The sequence below is a fragment of the Ruminiclostridium josui JCM 17888 genome (assembly GCF_000526495.1).
In the GTDB taxonomy this organism is placed as follows: Bacteria; Bacillota; Clostridia; order Acetivibrionales; family DSM-1351; genus Ruminiclostridium; species Ruminiclostridium josui.
In genome coordinates this window covers 152,499-176,152 of sequence record NZ_JAGE01000001.1, presented here as the reverse complement: position 1 = coordinate 176,152, position 23,654 = coordinate 152,499, and the positions used below count along the sequence as shown (strand labels likewise).

The 23,654-nt window shown below is 35.2% G+C and carries 23 protein-coding genes; 20 read left to right on the top strand and 3 right to left on the bottom strand.

The window, feature by feature from the left end:
- Positions 1-89 precede the first annotated feature (89 nt).
- From K412_RS21275 to K412_RS21250, 17 genes are all read left to right on the top strand, one after another.
- Positions 90-1,127, top strand: coding sequence for a VanZ family protein (locus K412_RS21275; RefSeq protein ID WP_024831342.1), 1,038 nt, complete (start codon positions 90-92; stop codon positions 1,125-1,127).
- 153 nt (positions 1,128-1,280) lie between these two features.
- Positions 1,281-1,415 (top strand): hypothetical protein, encoded by a 135-nt coding sequence (locus K412_RS22865; protein WP_278244528.1) that lies wholly within the window; start codon positions 1,281-1,283, stop codon positions 1,413-1,415.
- A 5-nt stretch (positions 1,416-1,420) separates the two neighbouring features.
- Positions 1,421-2,491: a glycosyltransferase family 4 protein gene (locus K412_RS20245; protein ID WP_159413150.1), complete on the top strand. Its 1,071-nt coding sequence runs from the start codon at positions 1,421-1,423 to the stop codon at positions 2,489-2,491.
- Positions 2,492-2,502: 11 nt separating this feature from the next.
- Positions 2,503-3,459 (top strand): radical SAM protein, encoded by a 957-nt coding sequence (locus K412_RS0100815; RefSeq protein WP_024831341.1) that lies wholly within the window; start codon positions 2,503-2,505, stop codon positions 3,457-3,459.
- A complete protein-coding gene (locus tag K412_RS21265) occupies positions 3,449-4,063 on the top strand; it encodes a glycosyltransferase family 4 protein (RefSeq protein ID WP_051461003.1) in 615 nt (204 codons plus the stop codon). The genes K412_RS0100815 and K412_RS21265 overlap by 11 nt, the downstream gene beginning before the upstream one ends.
- A gap of 23 nt (positions 4,064-4,086) precedes the next feature.
- On the top strand, positions 4,087-4,572 hold the full coding sequence (locus K412_RS21260; RefSeq protein WP_340139731.1) for a glycosyltransferase family 4 protein: 486 nt from the start codon (positions 4,087-4,089) through the stop codon (positions 4,570-4,572).
- Positions 4,569-6,008: a tyrosine-protein kinase domain-containing protein gene (locus tag K412_RS21255; RefSeq protein ID WP_024831340.1), complete on the top strand. Its 1,440-nt coding sequence runs from the start codon at positions 4,569-4,571 to the stop codon at positions 6,006-6,008. The genes K412_RS21260 and K412_RS21255 overlap by 4 nt, the downstream gene beginning before the upstream one ends.
- Positions 6,001-6,729, top strand: coding sequence for a tyrosine-protein phosphatase (locus K412_RS0100800; RefSeq protein ID WP_024831339.1), 729 nt, complete (start codon positions 6,001-6,003; stop codon positions 6,727-6,729). Before K412_RS21255 ends, K412_RS0100800 begins: the two co-directional genes overlap by 8 nt.
- Positions 6,730-6,748: 19 nt before the next feature.
- Complete coding sequence (locus tag K412_RS0100795; protein WP_024831338.1) at positions 6,749-7,417, top strand: sugar transferase; 669 nt, start codon at positions 6,749-6,751, stop codon at positions 7,415-7,417.
- A 23-nt stretch (positions 7,418-7,440) separates the two neighbouring features.
- Positions 7,441-8,814 carry a UDP-glucose dehydrogenase family protein gene (locus K412_RS0100790; protein WP_117385183.1) on the top strand — a complete coding sequence of 458 codons (1,374 nt, stop codon included), beginning with the start codon at positions 7,441-7,443 and terminating at the stop codon, positions 8,812-8,814.
- On the top strand, positions 8,801-10,072 hold the full coding sequence (locus K412_RS0100785; protein ID WP_024831336.1) for an oligosaccharide flippase family protein: 1,272 nt from the start codon (positions 8,801-8,803) through the stop codon (positions 10,070-10,072). The genes K412_RS0100790 and K412_RS0100785 overlap by 14 nt, the downstream gene beginning before the upstream one ends.
- A 204-nt stretch (positions 10,073-10,276) precedes the next feature.
- Positions 10,277-11,464 carry a glycosyltransferase family 4 protein gene (locus tag K412_RS0100780; protein WP_024831335.1) on the top strand — a complete coding sequence of 396 codons (1,188 nt, stop codon included), beginning with the start codon at positions 10,277-10,279 and terminating at the stop codon, positions 11,462-11,464.
- Positions 11,465-11,484: 20 nt separating this feature from the next.
- On the top strand, positions 11,485-12,459 hold the full coding sequence (locus K412_RS0100775) for a class I SAM-dependent methyltransferase (RefSeq protein WP_081741709.1): 975 nt from the start codon (positions 11,485-11,487) through the stop codon (positions 12,457-12,459).
- A 24-nt stretch (positions 12,460-12,483) separates the two neighbouring features.
- A complete protein-coding gene (locus tag K412_RS0100770; protein ID WP_024831333.1) occupies positions 12,484-13,158 on the top strand; it encodes a methyltransferase domain-containing protein in 675 nt (224 codons plus the stop codon).
- 181 nt (positions 13,159-13,339) lie between these two features.
- A complete protein-coding gene (locus K412_RS0100765) occupies positions 13,340-15,625 on the top strand; it encodes a Calx-beta domain-containing protein (RefSeq protein ID WP_024831332.1) in 2,286 nt (761 codons plus the stop codon).
- Entirely contained in the window at positions 15,606-16,136 is a 531-nt protein-coding gene (locus K412_RS0100760; RefSeq protein ID WP_024831331.1) for a cadherin-like beta sandwich domain-containing protein, read from the top strand. Before K412_RS0100765 ends, K412_RS0100760 begins: the two co-directional genes overlap by 20 nt.
- 115 nt (positions 16,137-16,251) lie before the next feature.
- Positions 16,252-18,147, top strand: coding sequence for a leucine-rich repeat protein (locus K412_RS21250; protein ID WP_024831330.1), 1,896 nt, complete (start codon positions 16,252-16,254; stop codon positions 18,145-18,147).
- 405 nt (positions 18,148-18,552) lie between these two features.
- Here K412_RS21250 and K412_RS0100750 read toward each other — a convergent pair whose 3' ends face one another.
- Entirely contained in the window at positions 18,553-19,608 is a 1,056-nt protein-coding gene (locus K412_RS0100750) for a hypothetical protein (protein WP_024831329.1), read from the bottom strand.
- Positions 19,609-19,934: 326 nt separating this feature from the next.
- Between K412_RS0100750 and K412_RS0100745 the strand changes: the two genes are divergently transcribed.
- Positions 19,935-20,846, top strand: coding sequence for a dockerin type I domain-containing protein (locus K412_RS0100745; RefSeq protein WP_024831328.1), 912 nt, complete (start codon positions 19,935-19,937; stop codon positions 20,844-20,846).
- 260 nt (positions 20,847-21,106) lie between these two features.
- Positions 21,107-22,060 carry a hypothetical protein gene (locus K412_RS0100740; protein WP_024831327.1) on the top strand — a complete coding sequence of 318 codons (954 nt, stop codon included), beginning with the start codon at positions 21,107-21,109 and terminating at the stop codon, positions 22,058-22,060.
- Between the two features lie 308 nt (positions 22,061-22,368).
- On the opposite strand, the gene K412_RS0100735 is transcribed toward K412_RS0100740, so the two are convergent.
- Complete coding sequence (locus K412_RS0100735; RefSeq protein ID WP_024831326.1) at positions 22,369-22,989, bottom strand: SOS response-associated peptidase; 621 nt, start codon at positions 22,987-22,989, stop codon at positions 22,369-22,371.
- 134 nt (positions 22,990-23,123) lie between these two features.
- On the opposite strand from K412_RS0100735, the gene K412_RS0100730 reads away from it, so the two are divergent.
- The gene (locus K412_RS0100730) at positions 23,124-23,411 is read left to right on the top strand and encodes a hypothetical protein (protein WP_024831325.1); all 288 of its coding nucleotides are present in this window, start codon (positions 23,124-23,126) and stop codon (positions 23,409-23,411) included.
- 3 nt (positions 23,412-23,414) lie between these two features.
- Here K412_RS0100730 and K412_RS0100725 read toward each other — a convergent pair whose 3' ends face one another.
- Positions 23,415-23,648, bottom strand: coding sequence for a hypothetical protein (locus K412_RS0100725; protein WP_024831324.1), 234 nt, complete (start codon positions 23,646-23,648; stop codon positions 23,415-23,417).
- Positions 23,649-23,654 lie beyond the last annotated feature (6 nt).

Sequence of the window (23,654 nt, the reverse complement as noted above, 5' to 3'; positions counted from 1 at the left end):
GAGTAGCACTAACATTCCTTTTTTCTATGGTTACTGCTGGGGCTTGTTGTAAATATGAATAATTTGGAGAGATGTCGGGGAAATGTGAAATGAATGGTATGACAGTAAAAAAGATATTAAAGATGTTTTATATTACAGCTTTAATATTTGTTTTAACAACGATATTTATATTGTCTAACCAAGATGGTATAAAATCGAATAGTATAACTTCAAGTATTAGCGGAAAATTTAGCAGTCTCATAAAGCAAACCTTTAATAGCAAGTACATTAAATTGACTAGAAAAGATGGCAGAATTACGGCATTCTACTCTACATATGGCCTATTGTGGTGGAAAATAGGAGATTCTATAGACTTGAATCTGGCAAGAAAAATATACATGGGATTGGCAGTGACTTCTCATAATACTGAGGCATTATGTGGTGCTGTTTTTTCAGATGTAAAAGTAACTAGTAGAAGAAATAGTATTCGGTTTTTAAATTATGAAAGTAAGGATATTGGAAAGGTTAAGTTAAAAGGGTCAACGAGTTTTTTGCAAGGTGAATTTATAGTTAAAGGATCTGGTAAGGATATATGGAGAGGAGAAGATGAATTTCAATTTGCGTATATTCCCGTTGAAGACGATTGTACAATAACCACAAGGGTAGTTTCAATGGATAATACACATGAGTGGGCGAAAGCAGGCATCATCATGAGAGATAGCTTACAGCCGAAAAGTAGTTATGCGGGCGTTCTGATGACGCCGGGAGGGCATACTTCTTTTCAATGGAGAAATCAAAACGAACTCGGACAAAAATTAGAATATAGCCAGAGTTTGTTATTAAACTATTTGCTTAGAAAAATCTTACACTTCACAGAATATTTTATTTTAACCCTGCTCGTGTACGGCACAATAACAATAGTATTTAAAAACTCATGCAAAAAGGTTTTTTTGACAGGAGCTTTTTGTATCTTATATGCAGTTTCAGATGAAATTCATCAGATTTTTATCCCCAATAGAAATTCTTCTGTTTATGATGTTTTAATTGATAGTTTAGGAGTACTTATAGGAACTTTCATGGTTTACCTTTATAGAAAAAGAAAGAATAGCAAATTCAAAAACAAAAAATCCGAACAAGACACTGTGTGATACCATGGTGTCTTGTTTCTATTAGTATAAACTGTGGAATCCAACAGTGTAAGTTCAACCTGGTTTATATTACAGTATATATTGTTACAAAATTTTACATTATATTTTAAAAATAGAAAAAATTCTAAATTGTACATGGGAGCAAAAAGAGGCATGAGAATATTAATGGTAAACAAATTTCTGTATCCCAGAGGCGGAAGCGAAACATATATGTTTGAGCTTGCCGACAATCTTGTTAAAAGGGGAACAAGATCTGTTACTTTGGCATGTATGATCAACAGAACATAGTCAATATGCCAAAAGATATGCTTGTGGGTAATATGGATTTCAGGAGAAAATCAATTAAGAATCTAAGTTATCCTTTTAGAATTATATATTCTATTGAGGCAAGAAAAAAAATAGGCGTACTCATAAAAGAATTTAAGCCTCACATTGTGCATTTAAATAATTATAATTTTCAAATTACTCCGTCCATTATATATGAAATAAAGAAATACAGAATACCCATAGTACAGACTTTGCATGACTATGCCATTTTATGTCCTGCGCACACCTTATACAATTCACGAAAAGGAGAGGTTTGTGAGAAATGCAAAGGATATAAATATGTCAATTGTATTAGGTTAAAATGTATACACAATTCATTGATGAAAAGTATTATAGGGGCAATGGAAGGATACTTGTACCACTGGAAAAAAACATATGATTATATCAGCACTTTTATTTGTCCTAGTGGTTTTATTGCTGCAAAAGTTGCTCAATTTGGGATTGCACCACATAAGCTTAAGGTTCTGCATAATTTTACTACTGGAAATGAGTTTGATGGTGGGTACAAAAAGCAAGATTATGTATTATACTTCGGGAGAATCTCAGAGGAAAAAGGTATCAGAAGCTTGTTGAAAGCAGTGTCAGAGCTGAAGCATATCAGATTTGTTTTTGCAGGAAGCGGTCCCATGGATATGGATATAAAAGGATATGACAATATTATATATGTAGGCTTTAAAACTGGACAGGAACTAAAAATACTCATAAAGGAGAGCCTTTTTACAGTTTATCCTTCTGAGTATTACGATAACTGTCCCATGTCCATATTGGAGTCACAGACGCTGGGCACGCCGGTTATTGCTTCAAATATTGGGGGGATACCTGAACTTGTAAAGGATAATTATTCAGGTCTCTTATTTGAAGCTGGGAACACAAAAGATTTAACAGTAAAGATAGATACATTATATCAAAACAGAGAGCTAATAAATTTATTTTCTGAAAGATGCAGAGAAATAATAAATATGTATTCAAAGGAAGCTTATTGCGATGAAATCACCAATATATATAATGAAAGCTTAGCCGGCTGCGGTGGTAATTAAAGGAGAGTATTATGGAAGCATTGATTGCGGTAACTTACAGGTGCAATGCAAAGTGTTATATGTGTAATACATGGAAATATCCGAGCCGTAGTGAGGATGAAATTACTCCGAGAGATATAGATAAGTTACCCTCGGGATTAAAGTTTGTAAATATAACAGGTGGAGAACCTTTTACCCATGAGTATATCGAAGAAATAATATCGGTAGCTTCAAGGAAAACTAGGAGGCTGGTAATCAGTACAAATGGATTTTTTACAGACAAAATTGTAGATATAGCCAAAAAATATCCAAGTATAGGAGTAAGGGTGAGCATTGAAGGTTTGCCGGCTTCCAACGATAGGTTGAGGGGGATACAGGACGGTTTCGACCATGGTTTGAGAACCCTTTTACGGCTTCATGAGTTGGGTCTTAAAGATATAGGCTTTGGAATTACCATATCCGACAGAAATGCAAAAGACTTGAATGAGCTTTATACTCTTTCCGAGAAGTTAGGGATGGAATTTGCAACTGCTACAGTACACAACAATTTTTATTTTCACAAATATGATAACAGAATAGAGAACAAGGATGAAGTGATAACTGAGTTAAGAAAATTGGAGAAAAGAATGCTAGCCAGCAAGAAACCAAAAAGCTGGTTTAGGGCCTTTTTCAACGAAGGATTGGTCAATTTTATCCGGGGAAATGAGAGGCTTTTGCCTTGTGGAATGGGTAAAGATGTGTTTTTTGTGGACCCTTTTGGCGATATTATGCCGTGTAATGGACTGAATATGTCTATGGGAAATATAAAAGAACAATCATTTGAAGAAATATGGTTTGGTCAAAAGGCAAAGGAGGTTAGGTTGGCAGTTAAAGAATGTGACAAGAACTGTTGGATGGTTGGTAGTGCATCTCCTGCAATGAAAAAATCTATACTTGTTCCAATAAAGTGGATATTGCAGAACAAATGGAGAAAGGAAATTGGTAACTAAGATGAAGATTGCAATGATTGGACTCAAGGGGGTTCCGTCAAGAGCAGGAGGTATTGAGATACATGTAGAGGAGATAGGAAAGCGTCTTGTGAAAATGGGACATGAGGTGTGTGTTTATACAAGACCTCATTATATCGACAAAGAAGTGAAGGAGTTCGAAGGTATGGTTCTTAAAAGCATTCCAACCTTTCATACTAAACACCTTGATGCAATAGTACATACATTCTTGTCTTCTATTGATAGTTTGACAAGGGGATTTGACATAATTCATTTTCATGGCGTAGGTCCTTCTACAATGTGTTTTATACCAAAACTGGCAGGGAAAAAAGTGGTGTGTACAATTCATGGACTAGATTGGAAAAGAGATAAATGGGGGCCCTTTGCAAGTACGTATTTAAAACTAGGCGAAAGAATGGCAGTCCAAGTACCGGATATGACCATAGCTGTATCAAAAACAATGAAATACTACATAAAGAAAAAATATGCAAGGGACTGTCACTACATACCTAATGGGGTAAATATTGTACAGAAGTCCAAAGCCGGAATTATTAAAGAAAGATACTCCCTTGAAAAGGATGGTTTTTTCTTTATCTATCCAGACTAGTTCCGGAAAAAGGAGCCCACTATCTGATACAGGCTTATAAGAGACTTAAGACAGATAAAAAACTGGTAGTCGCAGGCGGAGCAAGTCATTCTAAAGAGTATGAAAAGTTTTTAAAAACTCTGGTGGAAGATAATAAGGGCATAATTTTTACCGGGCATGTGGAAGGCAGGGAACTTAGTGAATTATTTAGCAATGCATATACTTATGTTTTACCATCGGAAGTTGAGGGGATGCCAATAGCCTTATTGGAGGCCATGAGTTACGGGCAGTGTGTAATAGCAAGTGATATTAATGAAAACTTAGAAGTTTTGGAAGACAAAGGTTTTAGCTTTATAAGTGGAGATATAGAGAGTCTGTACGATATTCTGGCTTACACAGATGCTCATCCACAGGAAGTAGCAGCACAAAAGATGATGGCTGAGCAGTATATCCTATCCCAATATGATTGGGATAGGATAAGCTATGAAACCGAGGAGATTTATAAGGGTGTCCTGAAGGATAAGGTATGAACATTTCCATGAAAATTGATTTTTTTATAAAGGGTATATGCATAATATTGCTGCTTGGTTCATTAGGGTGCGGGATTTCAGCGTATATTTCTCTAACAACATATATTCCACAATACAAGGCAACCGCAACCATAATCGCTATAAATGAAGTAAATAGTTCTGCTATACAACAGACATATGCTGATATATTGGCGGGGCAGCAGTTGGTAAAAGAATTCAAGGAAATTATTAGGAGTAAATCAGTGACGGAAAAAGTTATTGAAGAGCTTAAATTGTACAATATGAGTCCTGAGGAACTGGCCAAGGATGTAACAGTAAAGCTTGTAAGTGATACTAGGATAATTGAAATTGAGGTGTTGAGCGTTTCACCAAAAACGTCTGCAAAGCTTGCAAATAGCTTTACCGAGGTTTTTAAAGAAAAGATACAAGAGATAATGAAAGAGCAAAATATTGTTGTTATTGATAAAGCTGAAGAAGGGAGCAAGCCGGTTGAGCCCCAACACAAAAAGAATGTTGTTATCGGAGGATGTACAGGATTACTAATGGGGTTCCTCATCGTCTATTTAAGACAGGAATTAGATAAAACAGTAAAGTCAACAGAGGATATCGAAAAGTTGCTGGAAGTAAAAGTTCTGGGAGTGATACCGAAGTCTAAAAAGAAAACGGTGAGTGGCAGTAGACGGAATAGATATAATAGGATATACAATGTAAAAAGTCCACCCATAGAGGAGGCATATAAAGCATTAAGGGTAAACGTGAAATTCAATACATTCAACAGTAAATGCATAGCCATTGCCATAGTTGGCTTTGCTCCGAAGCAGGGGAAGACATTTGTTGCAATAAACCTTGCAATTTCTTTTGCAAAAGACAATAAAAGAGTATTACTTGTGGATGCGGATTTGCGAAAGCCGTTAGAACTAAAACGGTTAGCCGGATATAATTCAGAAGGACTTGCCAGCTATCTCAGTTATGAGCAAATATCTTACGAGGAGATAATTCTTAAAACCAACATTGAGAATCTGTCATATGTACCTGCGGGAAGAAAACCCCACAACCCGACAGAGTTACTTGATTCTTTTAGGTTTACCGAGTTCATGATGAAGGTCAGGGAGAGTTATGACATTGTACTTGTTGACACTCCTTGCCTTGGAAATGTAATAGATGGGGCTATTATTGCTTCAAAAACAGACGGTAGCCTCATTGTAATTGCTCCAGACTCAGTTGATTGCAGTAGGGCCAAGGCTTTGAAACGGCAGTTGGAGGAGGCGAGTTCAACGGTTGTTGGAGCGGTCTTTAATAAGGCATCAGACTATTTTGATAAGAATAATGATTATTTTAATGAATTTTCATACTTTGATTCTATTAAAGATATTAGAAAATATACAAGGCAAAAATTTGTGAGGCCCAATAAGGGTAGGTGGAGAACTGGTGATTGACTTACATTGTCATTTGCTTCATGGCCTTGACGATGGTCCGGCTACAATCAGTGAATCGATTAGGATGATAAGTGAGGCGGAAAAAATCGGTATAAAGGAGATAATTACAACACTTCATTTACACGGCAATGTATTTAAATATAATGATGAGGACATATGTCAAAAGTTTTTTGACCTTGAGAATAAAACTAGTAACTTTAATATTTCTGTCAAAATTGGATTTGAAGTGTTTATAACATCTGTCTGTAAAGAAAATATGAACCTACTTGTGAATTATACCATGAACAATACGAGATTTATGCTTGTAGAAATTCCATATAGTGAATTCTCACTTCAGACATTTGAAAGAATACAACTACTAAGAAAGTATAGAATTATTCCAATCATAGCTCACCCCGAAAGATGCTGTGCTTTTTTCAAAAATTATAACTTGATAGAAAGCTTGATTGATAGCGGATGTCTAGTTCAGATTGATGCTCCGAGCATATTGGGGGTATATGGGAGCAGTGCGAAGTATCTGGCCAAAAAACTTATAAAGAATAAGGCTGCACATTTTATTGCCTCAAATGCACACTTTGCTTCGGATTATTCAGAATGGTATGAAAGGGCCTATTACACTGTGAAAAGATGGGCTGGAAACGAGTACGTGAAAAGGTTGTTTTGTGATAATGCTGAGTCTATAGTTCAATGTAATAAGAATAAAATCTCAAAAATTATTTAATACAGCCAAGGAGTTAAAAATGAATATTTTGCAAAACAAAATTAAAGAAGTTGTTGATGAAGGAGCCCTATATACAAATAAAAATTATTTATATGTTATTGAAAAAAGAGTGTTCGACATTGTGATATCGTCAATAGCTTTGATAGTATTGTTCCCATTGTTTATAGTTATCTCTTTTGCTATTAAGGTGGATTCACCCGGACCTGCTATTTTTAAACAAGAGAGAATGGGTTTCAGGGGCAAAATATTTAACATGTATAAATTTCGTACAATGGTTAACAATGCAGAGCAGCTTTTAGAAGAGGTTCAGCAAAGGAATCAGATGTCAGGACATATGTTTAAAATCAAGGATGACCCCAGGATTACAAAGTTAGGAAGAGTACTTAGAAAAACCAGCATTGATGAATTGCCTCAGCTTGTAAATGTGATAAAGGGAGAAATGAGTCTTGTAGGGCCTAGGCCGCCACTTATACGAGAAGTGGAAAAATATGACATATGGCACCATCTTAGGATGTCCATCAAACCTGGGTTAACAGGGATATGGCAGATTAGTGGAAGAAATAAATTGGGTTTTGATGGGATGATAAGGCTGGATCTTAAATACATAAGAGAAAGAAACTTTTGGTATGACTTGAAAATTATTATTAAGACTATGCCGGTGCTTCTTGGAGACAGGAATGCATTTTAATTATTGAAGGAGAGTGGCTTTTGATGAAAATTTCGATTATAGGGACAGGGTATGTGGGGCTGGTGACAGGAGCTTGCCTATCAGATTGCGGAATGGATGTTACTTGCATGGATATGGACGAGGAGAAGATTGCCAATTTGAGAGAAGGAATATTGCCAATTCATGAGCCGGGACTTCAAGAGATAGTTGAAAGAAATTATCAGGCTGCCAGACTGAAGTTTACTACAAATATACAGGAAACTGTTACGAGAGCCGAAGTCATTTTTATAACTGTAGGAACTCCTCCCCAGGAGGATGGTTCGGCTGATTTGAAGCATGTAAAAACAGTTGCAGGAGAACTTGCACAGTATATTAATGGGTATAAGGTTATCGTGAGTAAAAGTACTGTACCGGTAGGAACTGCGAAGATGCTCTCTTCTTTGATTCGTGAGAAGATGAACAGGCTAAAGAATGGGTTTGACTTTGATGTAGTAGCCAATCCGGAATTCCTTGGAGAAGGAACAGCTGTAAGAGATTTTATGCATCCAAGCCGTATTGTAATAGGAACCAGAAGCATAAAGGCACAGAAAATACTTAAAGGGATTTATGAATCATGCATAAAGGAGAAAGTTCCATTTGTACTGACCAATTTTGAAACAGCTGAGTTAATCAAATATGCATCAAATGCATTCCTTGCTACAAAGATTAGCTTTATTAACGAAATATCTAATCTATGTGACAAAATAGGAGTAGATATATGTGGTGTGTCGAGGGCTATGGGAATGGACAAAAGGATTGGCGAACGTTTCCTGCGTCCCGGACCGGGGTACGGGGGAAGTTGCTTACCAAAGGATACACGTGCATTAATAAAAATGGGCGAAGAATCAAGAGTGGACATGAGAATTATCAAATCGGTCTGTGAAGTGAATTATAACCAGAAGAATATAATGACAGATAAGATAGAAAGAAAACTACACGGTGTAATCAATAAGGTTATAGGTGTCCTTGGTCTTTCATTCAAGCCCGGAACTGACGACATTCGGGAATCGCCTTCCATTGGAATCATTAAAGAATTGCTAAACAGAGGTGCAAGTGTGAAAGTATATGACCCCATAGCAATAGAAAGTGTTCGTAGACAGCTAACTTTACATAAAACGATAAAGTATTGCAGTGATGAATATGAGTGTGCCAGGGACGCAGATGCAATTGTTCTGGCTACCGAGTGGGATTGCTTCAGGAATCTGGACCTCATGCGTATGAAAGCAAATATGCACGGCAAATATTTCTTTGATTTCAGAAATGTATATGACCCCAAAAAAGTGATTGCTTCAGGTTTTTATTACGAGGGGGTGGGAAGGAGCAATATAAGCACAGAAATAGAGTCGGTAGGGAGAGACATTTTTAATGACAATAAGTAAGAAAAAGGTTATAACCCGTGCTACATTTCTTTATGTGGGAGAGATAGTAAGTAAAGCTGCTTTGTTCTTAATGAATGCCATAGTAGCTAGAAAACTGGGTGTTGCCGGTTATGGGGCATATATATACGGTATAAATCTTGGATTACTGCTGATTAACTTTGTAGACTTTGGCACCAATAATTTTATACTGAAAAAGCTTTCAGAAGAAAGAGAAAAGAATGCGGTGTATATATGGAAGGTTATTGAATTTGAAGCCTTAGTTTCAATTATTTCATTTGTGGGACTTTATATTTATGTAACCAATTTTGAAAACTCTCAGTGTATCAGAAATGTTGTTATCATACTTTTCGTTTCAATTATATTTGAAAACCTTACAAATGTTTTCCGAAATGTGTTAAGGGCTATCGGCAGGTTCGCACTAGATGCATTTATAAGTATATTTAGTAGCTTTCTACGGCTAGGTTTAGGCCTAGCACTTTATTATCTTACATACAATATATACGGATTAAGTGCCGGAATCACCATCAGCACCCTTTTAATACTGTTTGTAGTGACATATATTATTTGGAGTATTTTTGGAGGGCCGAGGGTAATGTTGAAGCATCCCTCCTTAAATCTTAAGGTCATATTTAAAAGTTGTATTGTTTTTGCCATACCTATAATTATAAGAGGAGTATACTTTCGTGTTGATTCAGTACTGGTAAAGAGCTTTGTGAACAGTGCTGAAATGGGATTGTATAGCAGCGTGACAAAGCTTTTGTTTATACAGCAATTTCTTCCTAACGGATTAATACAGGTGATTTTTCCGATTTTAACAAACCTCTATTACAATAACGATTATAACGGAGCAAATAATCTATTTAATAGGATTTATATAGTTTTTATTGTGTTCTTTAATTTTATTCAGATGGTTCAGTATATTTTTTCAGATTATATAATTAAGTTGGTATATGGTTCAGAGTTCTTAGGAGCAACATTAATATACAAAACAATGATACCGTTCTTCGTTTTTACATCACTATCATTTCTTCTGGCTTTTTTGTTTATATCAAATAATAAAGTGAGCATGATGTATAAGTATTATCTAATTTGTCTGATTGAAAAAATAATATTGGTTATAGCTTTAACACTAAAATATGGTGCTATAGGGAGTGCTGTCGCGTTTCTTATCAGTGAATTTATATTGTTTGGGGTGCTTCTCTTTTCACTTCTATTAAAAACAATATCAATTTTAAATCAAATTACCTTACGACAGTAATTGCAATAGTTGTTGTTGATATGGGAGTTATGCTGTTTGGGAAGAGTGTCTTATTTCAAACCGCTATATTGATATTAGGACATATAATAATTTGCTATCTATTTAGAGTGAATTTACCGGGATATTTTAAAGAACTATTTATGAAAAAAAGTGATAAGAAGGTTACCCTTGATAATAATTAAAATGTAGATTTGAGGAGAGACTATGAAAATTCTTGATTCTCATGAATTTATTGAATTGTACAGAGGCGATAAAGATTTGAAGCTAGGCTTCCTGCTGTGTGAGAGGTATGATGACAAGTATACATTTCTATGTCCCAGAGTCAATAGTTATGCAGATGAGAAATTTTTTGGACAAAAATATTTTGACATAGGGAACGTCAAAAACATACTGGGGGATGTCCCCCGAAATATGAGATTTTACTTTTATAACTGCATAAGACTATATAAAAAAATATTCTATTTCAAGAAAGTTGAATCCACGAATTTTTTTAATCTGCCCATTGGCTACTTACTAAAACTAATACGTATAAAGCCTGATGTAATCATTGAATCGAATTATACAACATTGACTCCTAGGAGTTATTTGAACTATATGGCAAGCAGGATTTTTAAAATTCCTGTTTTATGGATAGATTGTGGAGACGGTGGTAAGATGATGTTCTTCAGAAGACTGGAGAAGATAATCGCCGGAAATGTAGCTAGAATAGTAACATATAGTCATGGTGGAAAGCAACGCCTTATAGATAAGTACAATATTTCTCCCCAAAGGATAATTGTTAAGCCTAAACCTATTGATTTGGAAAGATTTAAATTTTCCTTAACGAAGGAAAAAAGGAGAAAATGCTTTTCTATTGGATATATTGGCAGACTGGCGGAAAATAAAGGTTTTGGTTCTTTTGTAGGGTTAGCAAGACACTATTTACATAAGGATATATTTAAGTTTATTGCCGTGGGAGATTTTACTAGTCCCCACGAACGAGAGAAATATTTGCCTCTTATTCCTAGTAATATGCTACTTAGCGGTTATGTAGAAAACAAAAGCATACCTGAATATTTGGCAAAAATAGATTTGCTTGTGATTCCAAATATGACAAACCCTCCTGCATTTACCACTGTACTTGCAGAGGCTCTTGCAAGCGGTGTACCAAGCATTGTAGGTATTAAAGGCTATGAAGAATTCATACCTGTAAACAGACAAAATGCATGCTTCATTGTTGAACCTGACAGAATTGAAGATATTGTGGACAAAGTTGAATTTTTAATAAATAAGCCGGTGGACGAATATAACGAGTTGAAAAAACAGGCTAGAGCATATGCGGAAAAAGAACTATCATGGGATGCACAGTTGAGTTTTTATAAGTCCATACTGGAGGAATTGACACACAAATAATAAATCTGGATGAGGTAATTATGATGAAAACAACAACCTGCCCATTATGCGGGAAAGATGATTTACAACTTTTGCATGGTGAGAGCGGATTCAGTTTGCTTAAGTGTTTAAAATGCAGTCTGGTTTTTAAGAGTCTTGAGAACTCACTAGCGGAGCATATCGGAGATATGCCTGACAGACTGTATAATGACGTTGAAATCCGGGGAAGGGAGAAATCAAATATACAGAGGGCTAGAGATAGGCTGAATATCCTAAATAGATATAAGAAGCAGGGAAAGTTGCTTGAAATCGGATGTGCAACAGGTGAATTTTTGGAGACTGCCCAACATGTAGGATTTGATGTTTCAGGATTGGATGCATCCCAGGTATATGTGGAATATGCGTTTGGAAAAGGCTTGAATGTAAAGTATGGCCGACTTGAGGATTTCGATTATAATAAGGAAGAATTTGATGTGATTTGCATGTTTCATTTGATTGAGCACATACAATACCCTAAGGAATTTCTCAAACAGGTCCATGAGTACTTGAAGCCTGGGGGACTGCTATATATAATTACCCCGAATCTTGAATCTCATACTGATAAATTGTTTAAATACAAGCATCCCAATTTTGCTCAGGCAGACCACTTATTCTTTTACTCGAAGGATGTGTTGGGAAAGCTTCTCTCAATATCAGGATTTAGTATGGGCGGGGTGTATTCAAAGGAGTATGTTTATCATATTTTTACTTCATTTATACAGTTTCTAGCCACAAGGTTGAAAAGATATTCTTTGAAGTCTCGCACCCATTTATGTGACAAAGGAAGTTCAGAGTTTTTAAAGAGACAGAATAAAGGAAATTCCTTTATAAAAAGAATGGTGTATAAAATTTCCTTTTTAGTCGCTTACCTGTTTTATCCTGTTCTGAAGCCATATGGACTCATCCTTGACAGGTACAAAAAAGGGCATGAGTTGATTATTATTGCAAAAAAGCGCCCCTGTGTGAAAGGGCTATAATTATTTGAAGAGGAGATTTAGAGTATGTCTAGACTGGTTAAAGAGTTAGATTTTAAGTCGCAAAAATCCATATCCTACAAACTGAGAAGAAAAAGGATGCAATTACTTGAAAGGCTGCTTGAAGGTGTATGTCATGATTCGAATGGGTTAAAAATTATTGACATTGGTGGGACACAGGCTTTTTGGGACTGTTTGGCTCCTGATTTCATCAGCAGATGTACAGTAACATTATTAAATCTCAAGATAACTGCGGCAAATAGGGACAATTTTATAAGTATTTTGGGAGATGCGACTAATATGTCTGAGTTTGGGGATAAGACCTTTGATTTAGCATTTTCAAATTCTGTTATCGAGCATATAGGTGACTTTGAAGCACAGAAGAAAATGGCGATGGAAGTACAAAGGGTCGGTAAAATGTATTTTTTGCAGACACCTAATAAACACTTTCCGGTAGAACCTCATTTCATATTTCCATTTTTTCAGTATTTACCTCTTTGCATAAAAGTTTTTCTTATCTCGCACTTCAATTTGGGACCTTATAAAAGAATAACGGATAAAGATAAGGCGAAAGCCTTGGGACAATCAATTCGGCTGCTCACAAAAAAGGAGTTAAAAAAACTTTTTCCCAGCGCTAATATTTATGAGGAGAAGGTTTTAGGGTTGACAAAGTCTTTTATCGTTTATGATTTTAGGGTCTGACTTTACATTATAATATGTGGAGAGTGATTAACGCTTTCGCAAATATGGGTGTACATAACGCTATGTACAATCATAAGTCTACATGGTAAAATTTATTATTAATTACATAATAAGGAATATTGGATACTACTATAGAATCTGATCAAGTACTTACAAAATTCTTGGGAAAAGGAGATAAATTATGGGGTTTAGGAAAAAGTGTTTTGTATTTATGAGTAGTATTATATTGCTTTTAATGTTCATGCTTTCAAGCATATCTGTGTTTGCAGACGGAAATAATACTTGGACGAACAATGAAATGACTATAGCAAGGTCAGAATCTGAAGAAATAAATATAAACTTCCAACCCGCTGGCTCAGAGATACCGGAGGGATACATACCCGACTATGGAGATGTCTATGGGGTACGTAACGGTTACAGTTACGGTTGGAATGTATCGTATGCCGGAGCAATGAGGGACAGAAATCTAAATACAGATCAGAAGCTGGATACACTGATAATGCTTTACAAAGCTGGTAAGTGGGAGATGAAGGTAGAAAACGGTTTCTACGATGTTACGGTATGTGCAGGAGATGCAGAGTTTACTTCTACACCAACTGTGAACGTGGAAGGAGTCAACTACTGGTCTGGCATAAATCTTGGTGTAAATCAGTTTTCGCAGGTAACAAAGACTGTGATGGTGACTGATGGAAAGCTAACAATAGACAATGGTGGGACTGCAGACCAAATAACAAAGCTAAACTATGTGAAAATGGTTAAAAGCGATGTTACATTCCAAACTCCTATAAATATAAAAACAACAGCAGAAGATGAAAGCATCACCATATCCTGGGATATGGTAAACTATGCTGCAGGCTATGAGGTTGAAGCAGATGGGCAAAGCTATACGGTAACAGAGACGTTTTTTAATCATCAGTGGCTGGAAGTAAATACATCACATACATATAGGGTAAGAGCAGTGAATAATGGAATCAAAGGGACATGGAGTGAACCTGTCACAGCGACTACACTGCCAGAATCACCTGGTACAATAAAGATAAATTTCCAACCCGCTGGCTCAGAGATACCGGAGGGATACATATCCGATTATGGAGAAGTCTATGGGGTGCGTAACGGTTACAGTTACGGTTGGAATGTATCGTATGCCGGAGCAACAAGGGACAGAAATTTAAATGATAATCAGAAGCTGGATACACTGATAATGCTTTACAAAGCTGGTAAGTGGGAGATGGAGTTAGTAAACGGTTTCTACGATGTTACGGTATGTGCAGGAGATGCAGAGTTTACTTCTACGCCAACGGTGAATGTGGAAGGAGTTAACTACTGGTCTGGCATAAATCTTGGTGTAAATCAGTTTTCACAGGTAACAAAGACAGTGATAGTGACTGATGGAAAGCTAACAATAGACAACGGTGGGACTGCAGACCAAATAACAAATCTAAACTATGTGAAAATAGTTAAAAGCGATGTTACATTCCAAACTCCTATAAATATAAAAACAACAGCAGCAGATGATAGTATCACCATATCCTGGGATATGGTAAACTATGCTGCAGGCTATGAGGTTGAAGGGGATGGACAGATTTATACGGTAACAGAGCCGCTATTTATTCATCAGTGGCTGGAAGAAAACACCTCACATACATATAGGGTAAGAGCAGTGAATAATGGAATCAAAGGGACATGGAGTGAGCCTGTTACAGCGACTACACTGCCCGAAGCACTAGATATTTCAATAGGTGACACAACAGTTAATGAGGCTGACGGAATAGCTTATTTCACTGTTTCTCTTTCAGGAGCATGCAACAGAGATGTGGCAGTCAGCTATACTATTTCTGAAAATACTGCAGTAGCGGAAGTTGATTACACAAGTGTTTCTGGTACAGTAGTTATTCCCGAGGGTAATACATCTGTAAATGTTACAGTTCCAATAATTGACGATACGGATTATGAAGAAAATGAAAGCTTTTATTTAAAATTGACAAGAACTAGTGCAGGCAGAATAGCGGACAGTCAGGGAGAATGTATAATTATTGATAATGACAGCCCACCAACTGTTAACTTAAACATATCTGAAAGCAGTATTTCAGAGAATGGCGGTACAAGCGTAATCACAGCCACATTATCTAATAAGTCATACCAAGATGTAACCGTCAATATTGAGTATTCAGGAACTGCAATCAACGGAACAGACTATATAGCCTCAGGAAACTCAATAGTTATACCTGCAGGGGAACTGTCAGGTTCAGTTACTCTCACCAGTATAGATAATTCACTTTATGAGGCTGACAAAACAATAATAGTAGATATATCCAGTGTAATCAACGGAACAAAGGGAAGTATACAACAGGTGACAGCAACCATTAAGGGTGATGAACTGAATACAAGTCAATATCTGTCCGACCTACAAATAAGCAGTGGAATACTTAGCCCAATATTTAACAAGAATGTTTATAGTTATAAGTAGTGATGTTACCAGTATTAACGTCATACCGATTGCTGAAATAGCAGAATATATGGGTAAGAATGCAATAATAAAAGTAAATGGAACTGTTGTGACCAGCAGTTCGGGTGTAAATGTGGGCTTGAATTTAGGAGAAAATATTATAAATATTGACGTTACATCTGCAGTAGGAGGTGTGACACAGAGGTATACAATTGTTGTTACCAGAGTAGATACTTACCTCTCGGATATATCAATTAAGGCTTCTAAAAAACAGATTATTAATGATTTTAATATGTATACTACCAGTTATACTGAAACAAGCCCTAGTATTACCGCATTAACCATAATCCCAACTGCAAATGATCCTAATAATGTAACAATATATGTTAATGGGACAGCAGTTGTAAGCGGGAACAGTATAAATGTTCCTGTAACCAGTGGTAAGACTAATAATATAAGTATCATAGTTAAATCAAACATCTATTCAGACTATATACTTACTTATAATTTTGAAATTATGGTGGGCAGTTGAGCTAACAATGCAAAATATATGATTTTATAATCACACTATGTATCAAAAATCACATAACATAAAAGCTCTTTTTGTTATGTGATTTTTATATCCAATTTTACAGGGGGAATGTATTATGAATAAAAAATTATCAAAAGTAGTAGTAATGCTATATATCATAAGTATCTTGGGGATATTTAATTTGCAGCCAAATTCTGTTTTAGCGGCTATACCTTCAGATCAGTTATTTGACGGAAAGAGCTTAAGCGGAGTAAATTCACTGGTGCTAGATGGAATACGGTATACTACAAATAATAATACTGATTCACTTTACAACGGAATATGTGTTGGTGGGTGCGATGCATTTTGTTTAAACTATGGAAGTGCCAATAGTACATACTATTCGGGTCATGCATTGACAAATGATTTTAGCTTTTCTAAAGCTCCCACATTTTTTCAGATAAGCTCAGAGGATCTGGCTTTTAATTTTAAGATAAATTCAATGTATTATATAGCCACTGATGATGGTACCGGACATAAAATTAATATTGAGGGCTACGACGGAGATACTTTAGTTGCTAGTGTTTATGGTGTGGATATGGGTAAGTCGGGTACTTATGGGACCGGAATAAAAACAGTTACTTTGGAAAATGACATAAACAGTCAAGAAGATGCGGAGTACGGTGGACTTCTGACATTTGATTCCGGTTGGACAAATATTGATACAATACGTATAACCAACAATAATAATGGAGGTTCGGTATATGCTGTAATTGATTCACTGGACTTCTTGGAGAATGTAGGTACCGATGGAAGGCCTGTTGACTTAAGTTTATGGAATTATAGCAGTAATGGTAATTACTATACACTAATAGGTTACAAAGGCAGTATTAAAGACGGTAAAATTGAAGGAAGTGTACCTGCTATAATAAATGGACTGCCGCTTAAAGCAATGTATAATACATTTAGAGACTGTACAGGATTAACACAGGCCCCAGAAATACCGAATAGTGTAACGAATATGAGTTTTACATTTTATAATTGTATAGGATTAAAACAGGCCCCGGAAATACCGGAGGGTGTAACTGATATGAGTTATACATTTTCTGGTTGTACAGGATTAACCCAGGCCCCGGAAATACCAGAGGGTGTAACTGACATGAGTAATACATTTTTTGAATGTAAAGGATTAACTCAAGCCCCAGAAATACCGAATAGTGTAAAGGACATGAGTTATACATTTTATGGTTGTACAGGATTAACCCAGGCCCCGAAAATATCGAATAGTGTAAAGGACATGAGTTATACATTTTATGGCTGTACAGGATTAACCCAGGCCCCAGAAATACCGGATAGTGTAAAGGACATGACATGTACATTTTGGGATTGTACAGGATTAACCCAGGCTCCGAAAATACCGAATAGTGTAATTGATATTAGGTTTACATTTTGTGGTTGTACAGGACTAACCCAGGCCCCGGAAATACCGGAGGGTATAACGAACATGGATTATACATTTTGTGGTTGTACAGGACTAACCCAGACTCCGAAAATACCCAAGGGTGTAACATCCATGTTTTCTACATTTGCCTATTGTTCGCAATTAACCTGGGCCCCGGAAATACCGAAGGGTGTAAAAGATATGAGTTGGACATTTGGATATTGTACAGGACTAACCCAGGCCCCGGAAATACCCGAGAGTGTAAGGAATATGAGTCTTACATTTTATGGTTGTACAGGACTAACCCAAGCCCCGAAAATACCGGATAGCGTAACGGATATGAGTTGGACATTTGCATATTGTACAGGATTAACCCAGGCCCCGGAAATACCAGAGGGTGTAATTGATATGAGTAAAACATTTTATGGGTGTACAGCACTGACAGGAAATGTATATATTCCGGATTCAGTAATTAATTTAGATAATATTTTTTCGGGTACTTCAAAACCCATAAATATGGTTTATTCATCTACAAACAAAGTTGCAGGGGCATACTCTGCTCCAGGGAATGTAACAAAGATTGAATATTAATGTACCTGATAGTATTTGCTATAAAGGACATATTTCATTAAGTGCATGTATAAATGCAACTGATAATTATTGATTTACGGATAGGCTGTTCTGATTATATTATGTCGTCAGGGTGATATGTAAAAAAATGTCATTCTGGCGTTTTCTTTGTATGCAAATAACTTTAAAAATGATTATTATATATCACACAAGCTCAGAGGATTTGGCTTTTAACTTTAAGATAAATTCAATGTATTATATAGCTATTAATTCCTGCAGTTAATATATCTGCAAAAATTTCGGTTCCAATAAATATCTACAAAAATCAAATCAAAACACTGCATTTCAGCAATGGAATGCAGTGTTTTGTTGCAACGAATATTCTACATGTGATGTACTATATCATAATGATTTCATTTTTTGCTGTTAACTGAATTGTAGTGTGTTTAAGTCAATAAGATATGTTTTTCCATTACCAATAGTCGAATAAAATTGATATGTATCATATGTTAACAAAGTCCCAATTTCGAATTCATTGTTTGACCAAAATAAAATATTTTTATTGGCAATTTCATTCCCGAGTATTCTATCAACTCTGTATAATTCATTATGGCCACTTCCGTCTGAATACCAAGATGCCCTTCCATATATAATTCTGTTACCGCAAGATACCCAGCTTACAAAGTATGGTTTATTTCCTGTCGGATCGTATCCACCATCAATTATTTTACTTATAGACGGGTTAAAAAAATCAAATAAATAGAATGTCCTATACTCTCCAAATTCTGTATGTGAATACTTTTGAATAGGTACATATGCACTAATGATTCCGGCTCTGATGGAAAGACCGTTATAAGCACTTCCGCTGCCATAGGTTATCCCATTAAACCCTTTGCTGTAGCGCCCATTATTATATAAAGGATGGCTCTTATAATTCTGATTATATACAATTAAGCCGTGATCCTCAACTACAGGGCTTCCCGGATAAAAACTAACAGGATATACTATTTCCATTGCATAAAAATCCTGTCTTATGCCATTGATTGTTGTACTTAAAAGGTATACTGAATCTATTGCATAATTACTTGAATAACTTATAGTAGGGTTACTTTGTTTTATTTTGTTGAAAGTATCAGCTACACTAGCATTTCCTGGTGTATTTGGCATGTTGGAAAATTGTTGATCTAGAAAATTAATAAAAGGAGTATATGCGTTCGCTGATACTAAAGAATTTGAATTTCCCATTTTATTATTTTGCTTTGATTTCAAGTCACTGTTGGATTTACTAATTTCACTGCGAAGTTTATTTAAATCAAGATTTTTTAAAATAGGCTGGCTTTCAATACTTAAATTCTTAATAGAATCATTTTGAACATCTGACTGCTCAAAACTGCCAGTAGAAGCAAATACATTGCAGAATAGCAAATTAAGTATTACTATCAATATCCCTAGAGTTCTGAGTTTCATTTTTCTTTTAGTCATTTGAAGTACCTCCTATAATAATAAGTATCAAGCAAAGTATATGATTTTTTAAACTTATTGTCAAATATTTCCAACAGTATATTTCGACCTTAAATATTAGCTATTGCGAATTTTGAATCTCTATCTATTTTCATTAATTTGTATCTTTTTACAACATTTCCTTTCTTTAACCGCTAATATGTAATATAATGTAATATAAATGAAATTCACTGAATGCATTCGATGAAATTATAAAAATAGATTATTTCTTTGCTGCAGCCTCATATCAAAATTTTATAATCAAAAGTGAGTTCATACATTAAATTAATCTTTTGGAGGTTAAAATCATGAAAAAACTACTTTTATTTTCTATCATCGTGGTTGTTATTATGGCAAGCTTTGCACCTGCAACTATTTTTGCTGCTGCCCCTCAAATCAAGGGAAGTGACGTAATGGTTATTGGTGATTCATATTTCGCATTGTCTGGTGAAATTGTCAGAGCTTTAGAAAATGAAGCTAGAAATGCTGGTGTTTTAGGTGCAAATGATAGGTTTAGAGACTATACAGTATCTGGGTCTACATTGGCGAATAATGGCATACCTTCTCAGTACACAAATGGTATTAATTCCGGTAAAGTTAAGTATGTAATAATGGATGGTGGTGGAAACGATTGTCTACAAGGTTGGACTCCTGCACCATATAATGAAAACACTCCTTTTATTAAGAATGCTACAGATGCAGTTACTAATCTATTGAAAAAAATGAAAGCTGATGGCGTTGTTAAAGTATTTTATTTGTTCTATCCTAATCCAAACGGAGATCTCAACGGTTTAAAAGCAAAATTGGATGCATTAAGACCTATAATGCAATCTACAATAGCTAATACAACAGAAAAGCCGGAAACATATTTCTTTGATATAAGGCCAGCATGGGACGGACATTTATCAGAGTATACACTACCTGACGGTATACATCCTACTACAGCAGGAAGCGTGGCAACAGCAAAAGCTATGTGGGCAGAAATGCAAAAAGTTAACTTTTTCGGTACTAGTACTCCTACAATAAAATATGGAGATTATAACAATGATGGAAGCATTGATGCCTTGGATTTCTCAGCTTTAAAGATGCACTTGATGAATCCTACACATGCATACAATGAAGTTTTGGATCTTAATCTTGATAACACCATAGATTCAATTGATTTTGCTATTATGAAGCAGTACCTGTTGGGTATCGTAAAAAATTTACCTTACAAATAAAAATTCTGGTATAAACATCTGTCGTAAAAACCAAGGGATTCATCAAATAGCTGAGACCCTTGGTTTTTGTCATAGACTTTTGATATTATACAAGTAATAATATGATTAACATCCTAAAGGAATTTGCTTAATTTAATAATTTATCTATAGATATACAAGGATTATAAGTCTAAATGTACAGCCAATATTTCGGTATATGAATGGCGTATGGCGGTGTCTATTCTTAAAATACTTGTTTTAAATATTTAAGAGGTGATATTATGAAAAAACTTACATTAAAAGATTACAAAGAGATTGAATCGTGGATGTATCGTAATGCGAGACCCTTAGAATTAGCAATTTGGCAGTATTATTTTGAAAATGGCAGTAAAGAGGCAGTGCTTTCTGTTTTAGAATTTTATCAGAATGACGACGGTGGATTTGGCCATGTTCTTGAAGCAGATAGCTGGAATCCCAATTCATCGCCTTATACAACATTAAAGGCAATAAACATTTTAAAAGAAATTGGTTTTAATGATAAGCAGCATCCTTTAATACAAGGAATATTTAAATTCCTGGGAAGCAATGTCTATTGTTCTGAAAACGGATGGTATTTTAATATTCCTTCTAATGATGACTATGCTCATGCGCCTTGGTGGACATACAATATGGAAGCCAACGCTTTTGAAAGTATTGGACTAACCGCAGAAATTGTTAGCTTTATATTATTGAATGCGGACAAGGATTCTGAAATATTCAATAAGGCTCAAAGGATTTCCGATGTTATAATCAATAAAATCAGCACAGCGGACAATCATGGAGAAATGGGAGTTAGAGGTTACTGCGTGTTACTTGACGCTTTGGATAAAACAGGGTTGGCACTGAATTTTGACCATAAATCACTTACAGAAAAAGTAAAAAAACTAGTATATAATTTTATAGAAAGAGATACATCCAAATGGATTTATTACAATAAAAGACCTTCTGATTATATAAATTCTCCTGAAAGTATCTTTTATAAGGATAATCAGGATATTATAGCAAAAGAGCTTGATTACTTAATTGATACAAGGCCTCAAAATGGTGTTTGGAATATTACATGGAGTTGGTTTGAAAACAATGAGAAATATCCGAAGGAATTCGCTATAAGTGAAAATTGGTGGAAAGCCAGAGTTGCCATAGATAAAATTATTTTTCTAAAAAACTTTTGTAGGTTGGACGTTCCCTTGAAATAAATAATATTTATTGCCACACTACTACTAATAACTGTATGATAAGTCTAAATTAGGAAAATTAATTGGTTTATAGAGGTTGAATTCTATTGAAAAGAATACTATTAATTATTTGTTTAATGGAAGTTGTAATGAAGAATTCAAAACTAAGCCTGATGCAGAAATTACACAAAAGTGGTATAAAAATCTTTTTCAGGACAAATCTATAAGTTTTGTAGAATACTACTTTTGTATTTCAAGCATGGCAAAACTAATTTTAATGGCTTTACTATTTATTGGAATGTTAAGTTTTAAGATATTATTCGGTAAAATCACCCATTTTGGCTTAGCAAAATATCCCCGGCATAAGGTTTAAAAAACTTTGAAACCATTAAATAGTTACTATTGCAATCAAGCCAGACAAAAGAATCCTCCGGTCTCAAAATTACAGGCATCCTGTTGTGTATATATGACATTTGCTGGTTTGCATCAGTAGTCAGGATAACAAATCTGTTATCTACAGCTCCAGTGTTATCAATGAAACTGTTGTACAGTCCGGCCATATATATTACATTACTTGTTGCAGAGCTAATAAAATACTTCTCTTTTTTACTGTTGACTTTTCTCCATTCATAAAAACCACTTGCGGGGATAATACATCTTCTTGATATCAAAAGCTTTCTGAAAGTGGGTTTTTCGTGAACAGTTTCACTTCTTGCGTTTATAATAACACCGCTGGACTGTTTGAAATGGGGGAATCCCCACTTAAACAAATCAGTTGTTTTTTTACCGTCAGAAGAAATATCAGTTATAACTGGGACAGTATCAGTGGGAAAAATCTCACCTGTTTTCATTGCTGTGGCTTTTCCTTTAAGTTTTTCATTAATATCATTAACTATATTCCTAAGTTCCTGATTTTCTTCTTCTGTAAAAATAGCGTATCTTCCACACATAATTTTTGCTCCTCAAATTTACTTGGTGGCCTGCCTTGTCTATTATATATTTTACTCTATCAATGTAAAACAATAAATGGGGGTAAAAAAATGAAAAGATCGAATAAACTATTTTTTTAGTATTAATAATTTTAATGGTAACAGGGTTAAAAAATATAGTATACGCTGAAACATATGATACCTCAGCAGAAGATACTATATATGTTAGTGGATACATTTCTAAGAATACTACATGGACTAACGACTATACTTACGTAGTTGATGGAGGTATAATTATTCAGCCAGGCGTAAAACTTCAGATTGACCAAGGAGTAATTGTGAAGTTTACCAAAGGAAGTGAGATTGTTGTAAATGGTACACTAACTGCTTCGGGAACGGAATCAGATAAAGTTGTATTTACCAGCAATAGTGATGTAGCATAAGAGTTACTTGCCCTCTATAAACCACCGGCCTTCTTCGAAAAAAATAAATATTTCTTTTCCCATGACCCTACAACGGTAGCGGATACCTTGGCCACCTACCTTTAAGCTTGCCGCTTTTTTATGGTCATATACCTTGTCTATTATATACTTTACTCCATCTTCCCAGACAAAGGAAACAGGTATCAGCTCACCATTTGGGGAAAATGTTGCATTTAATTGAACAAAAACCTTTTTCATAACATC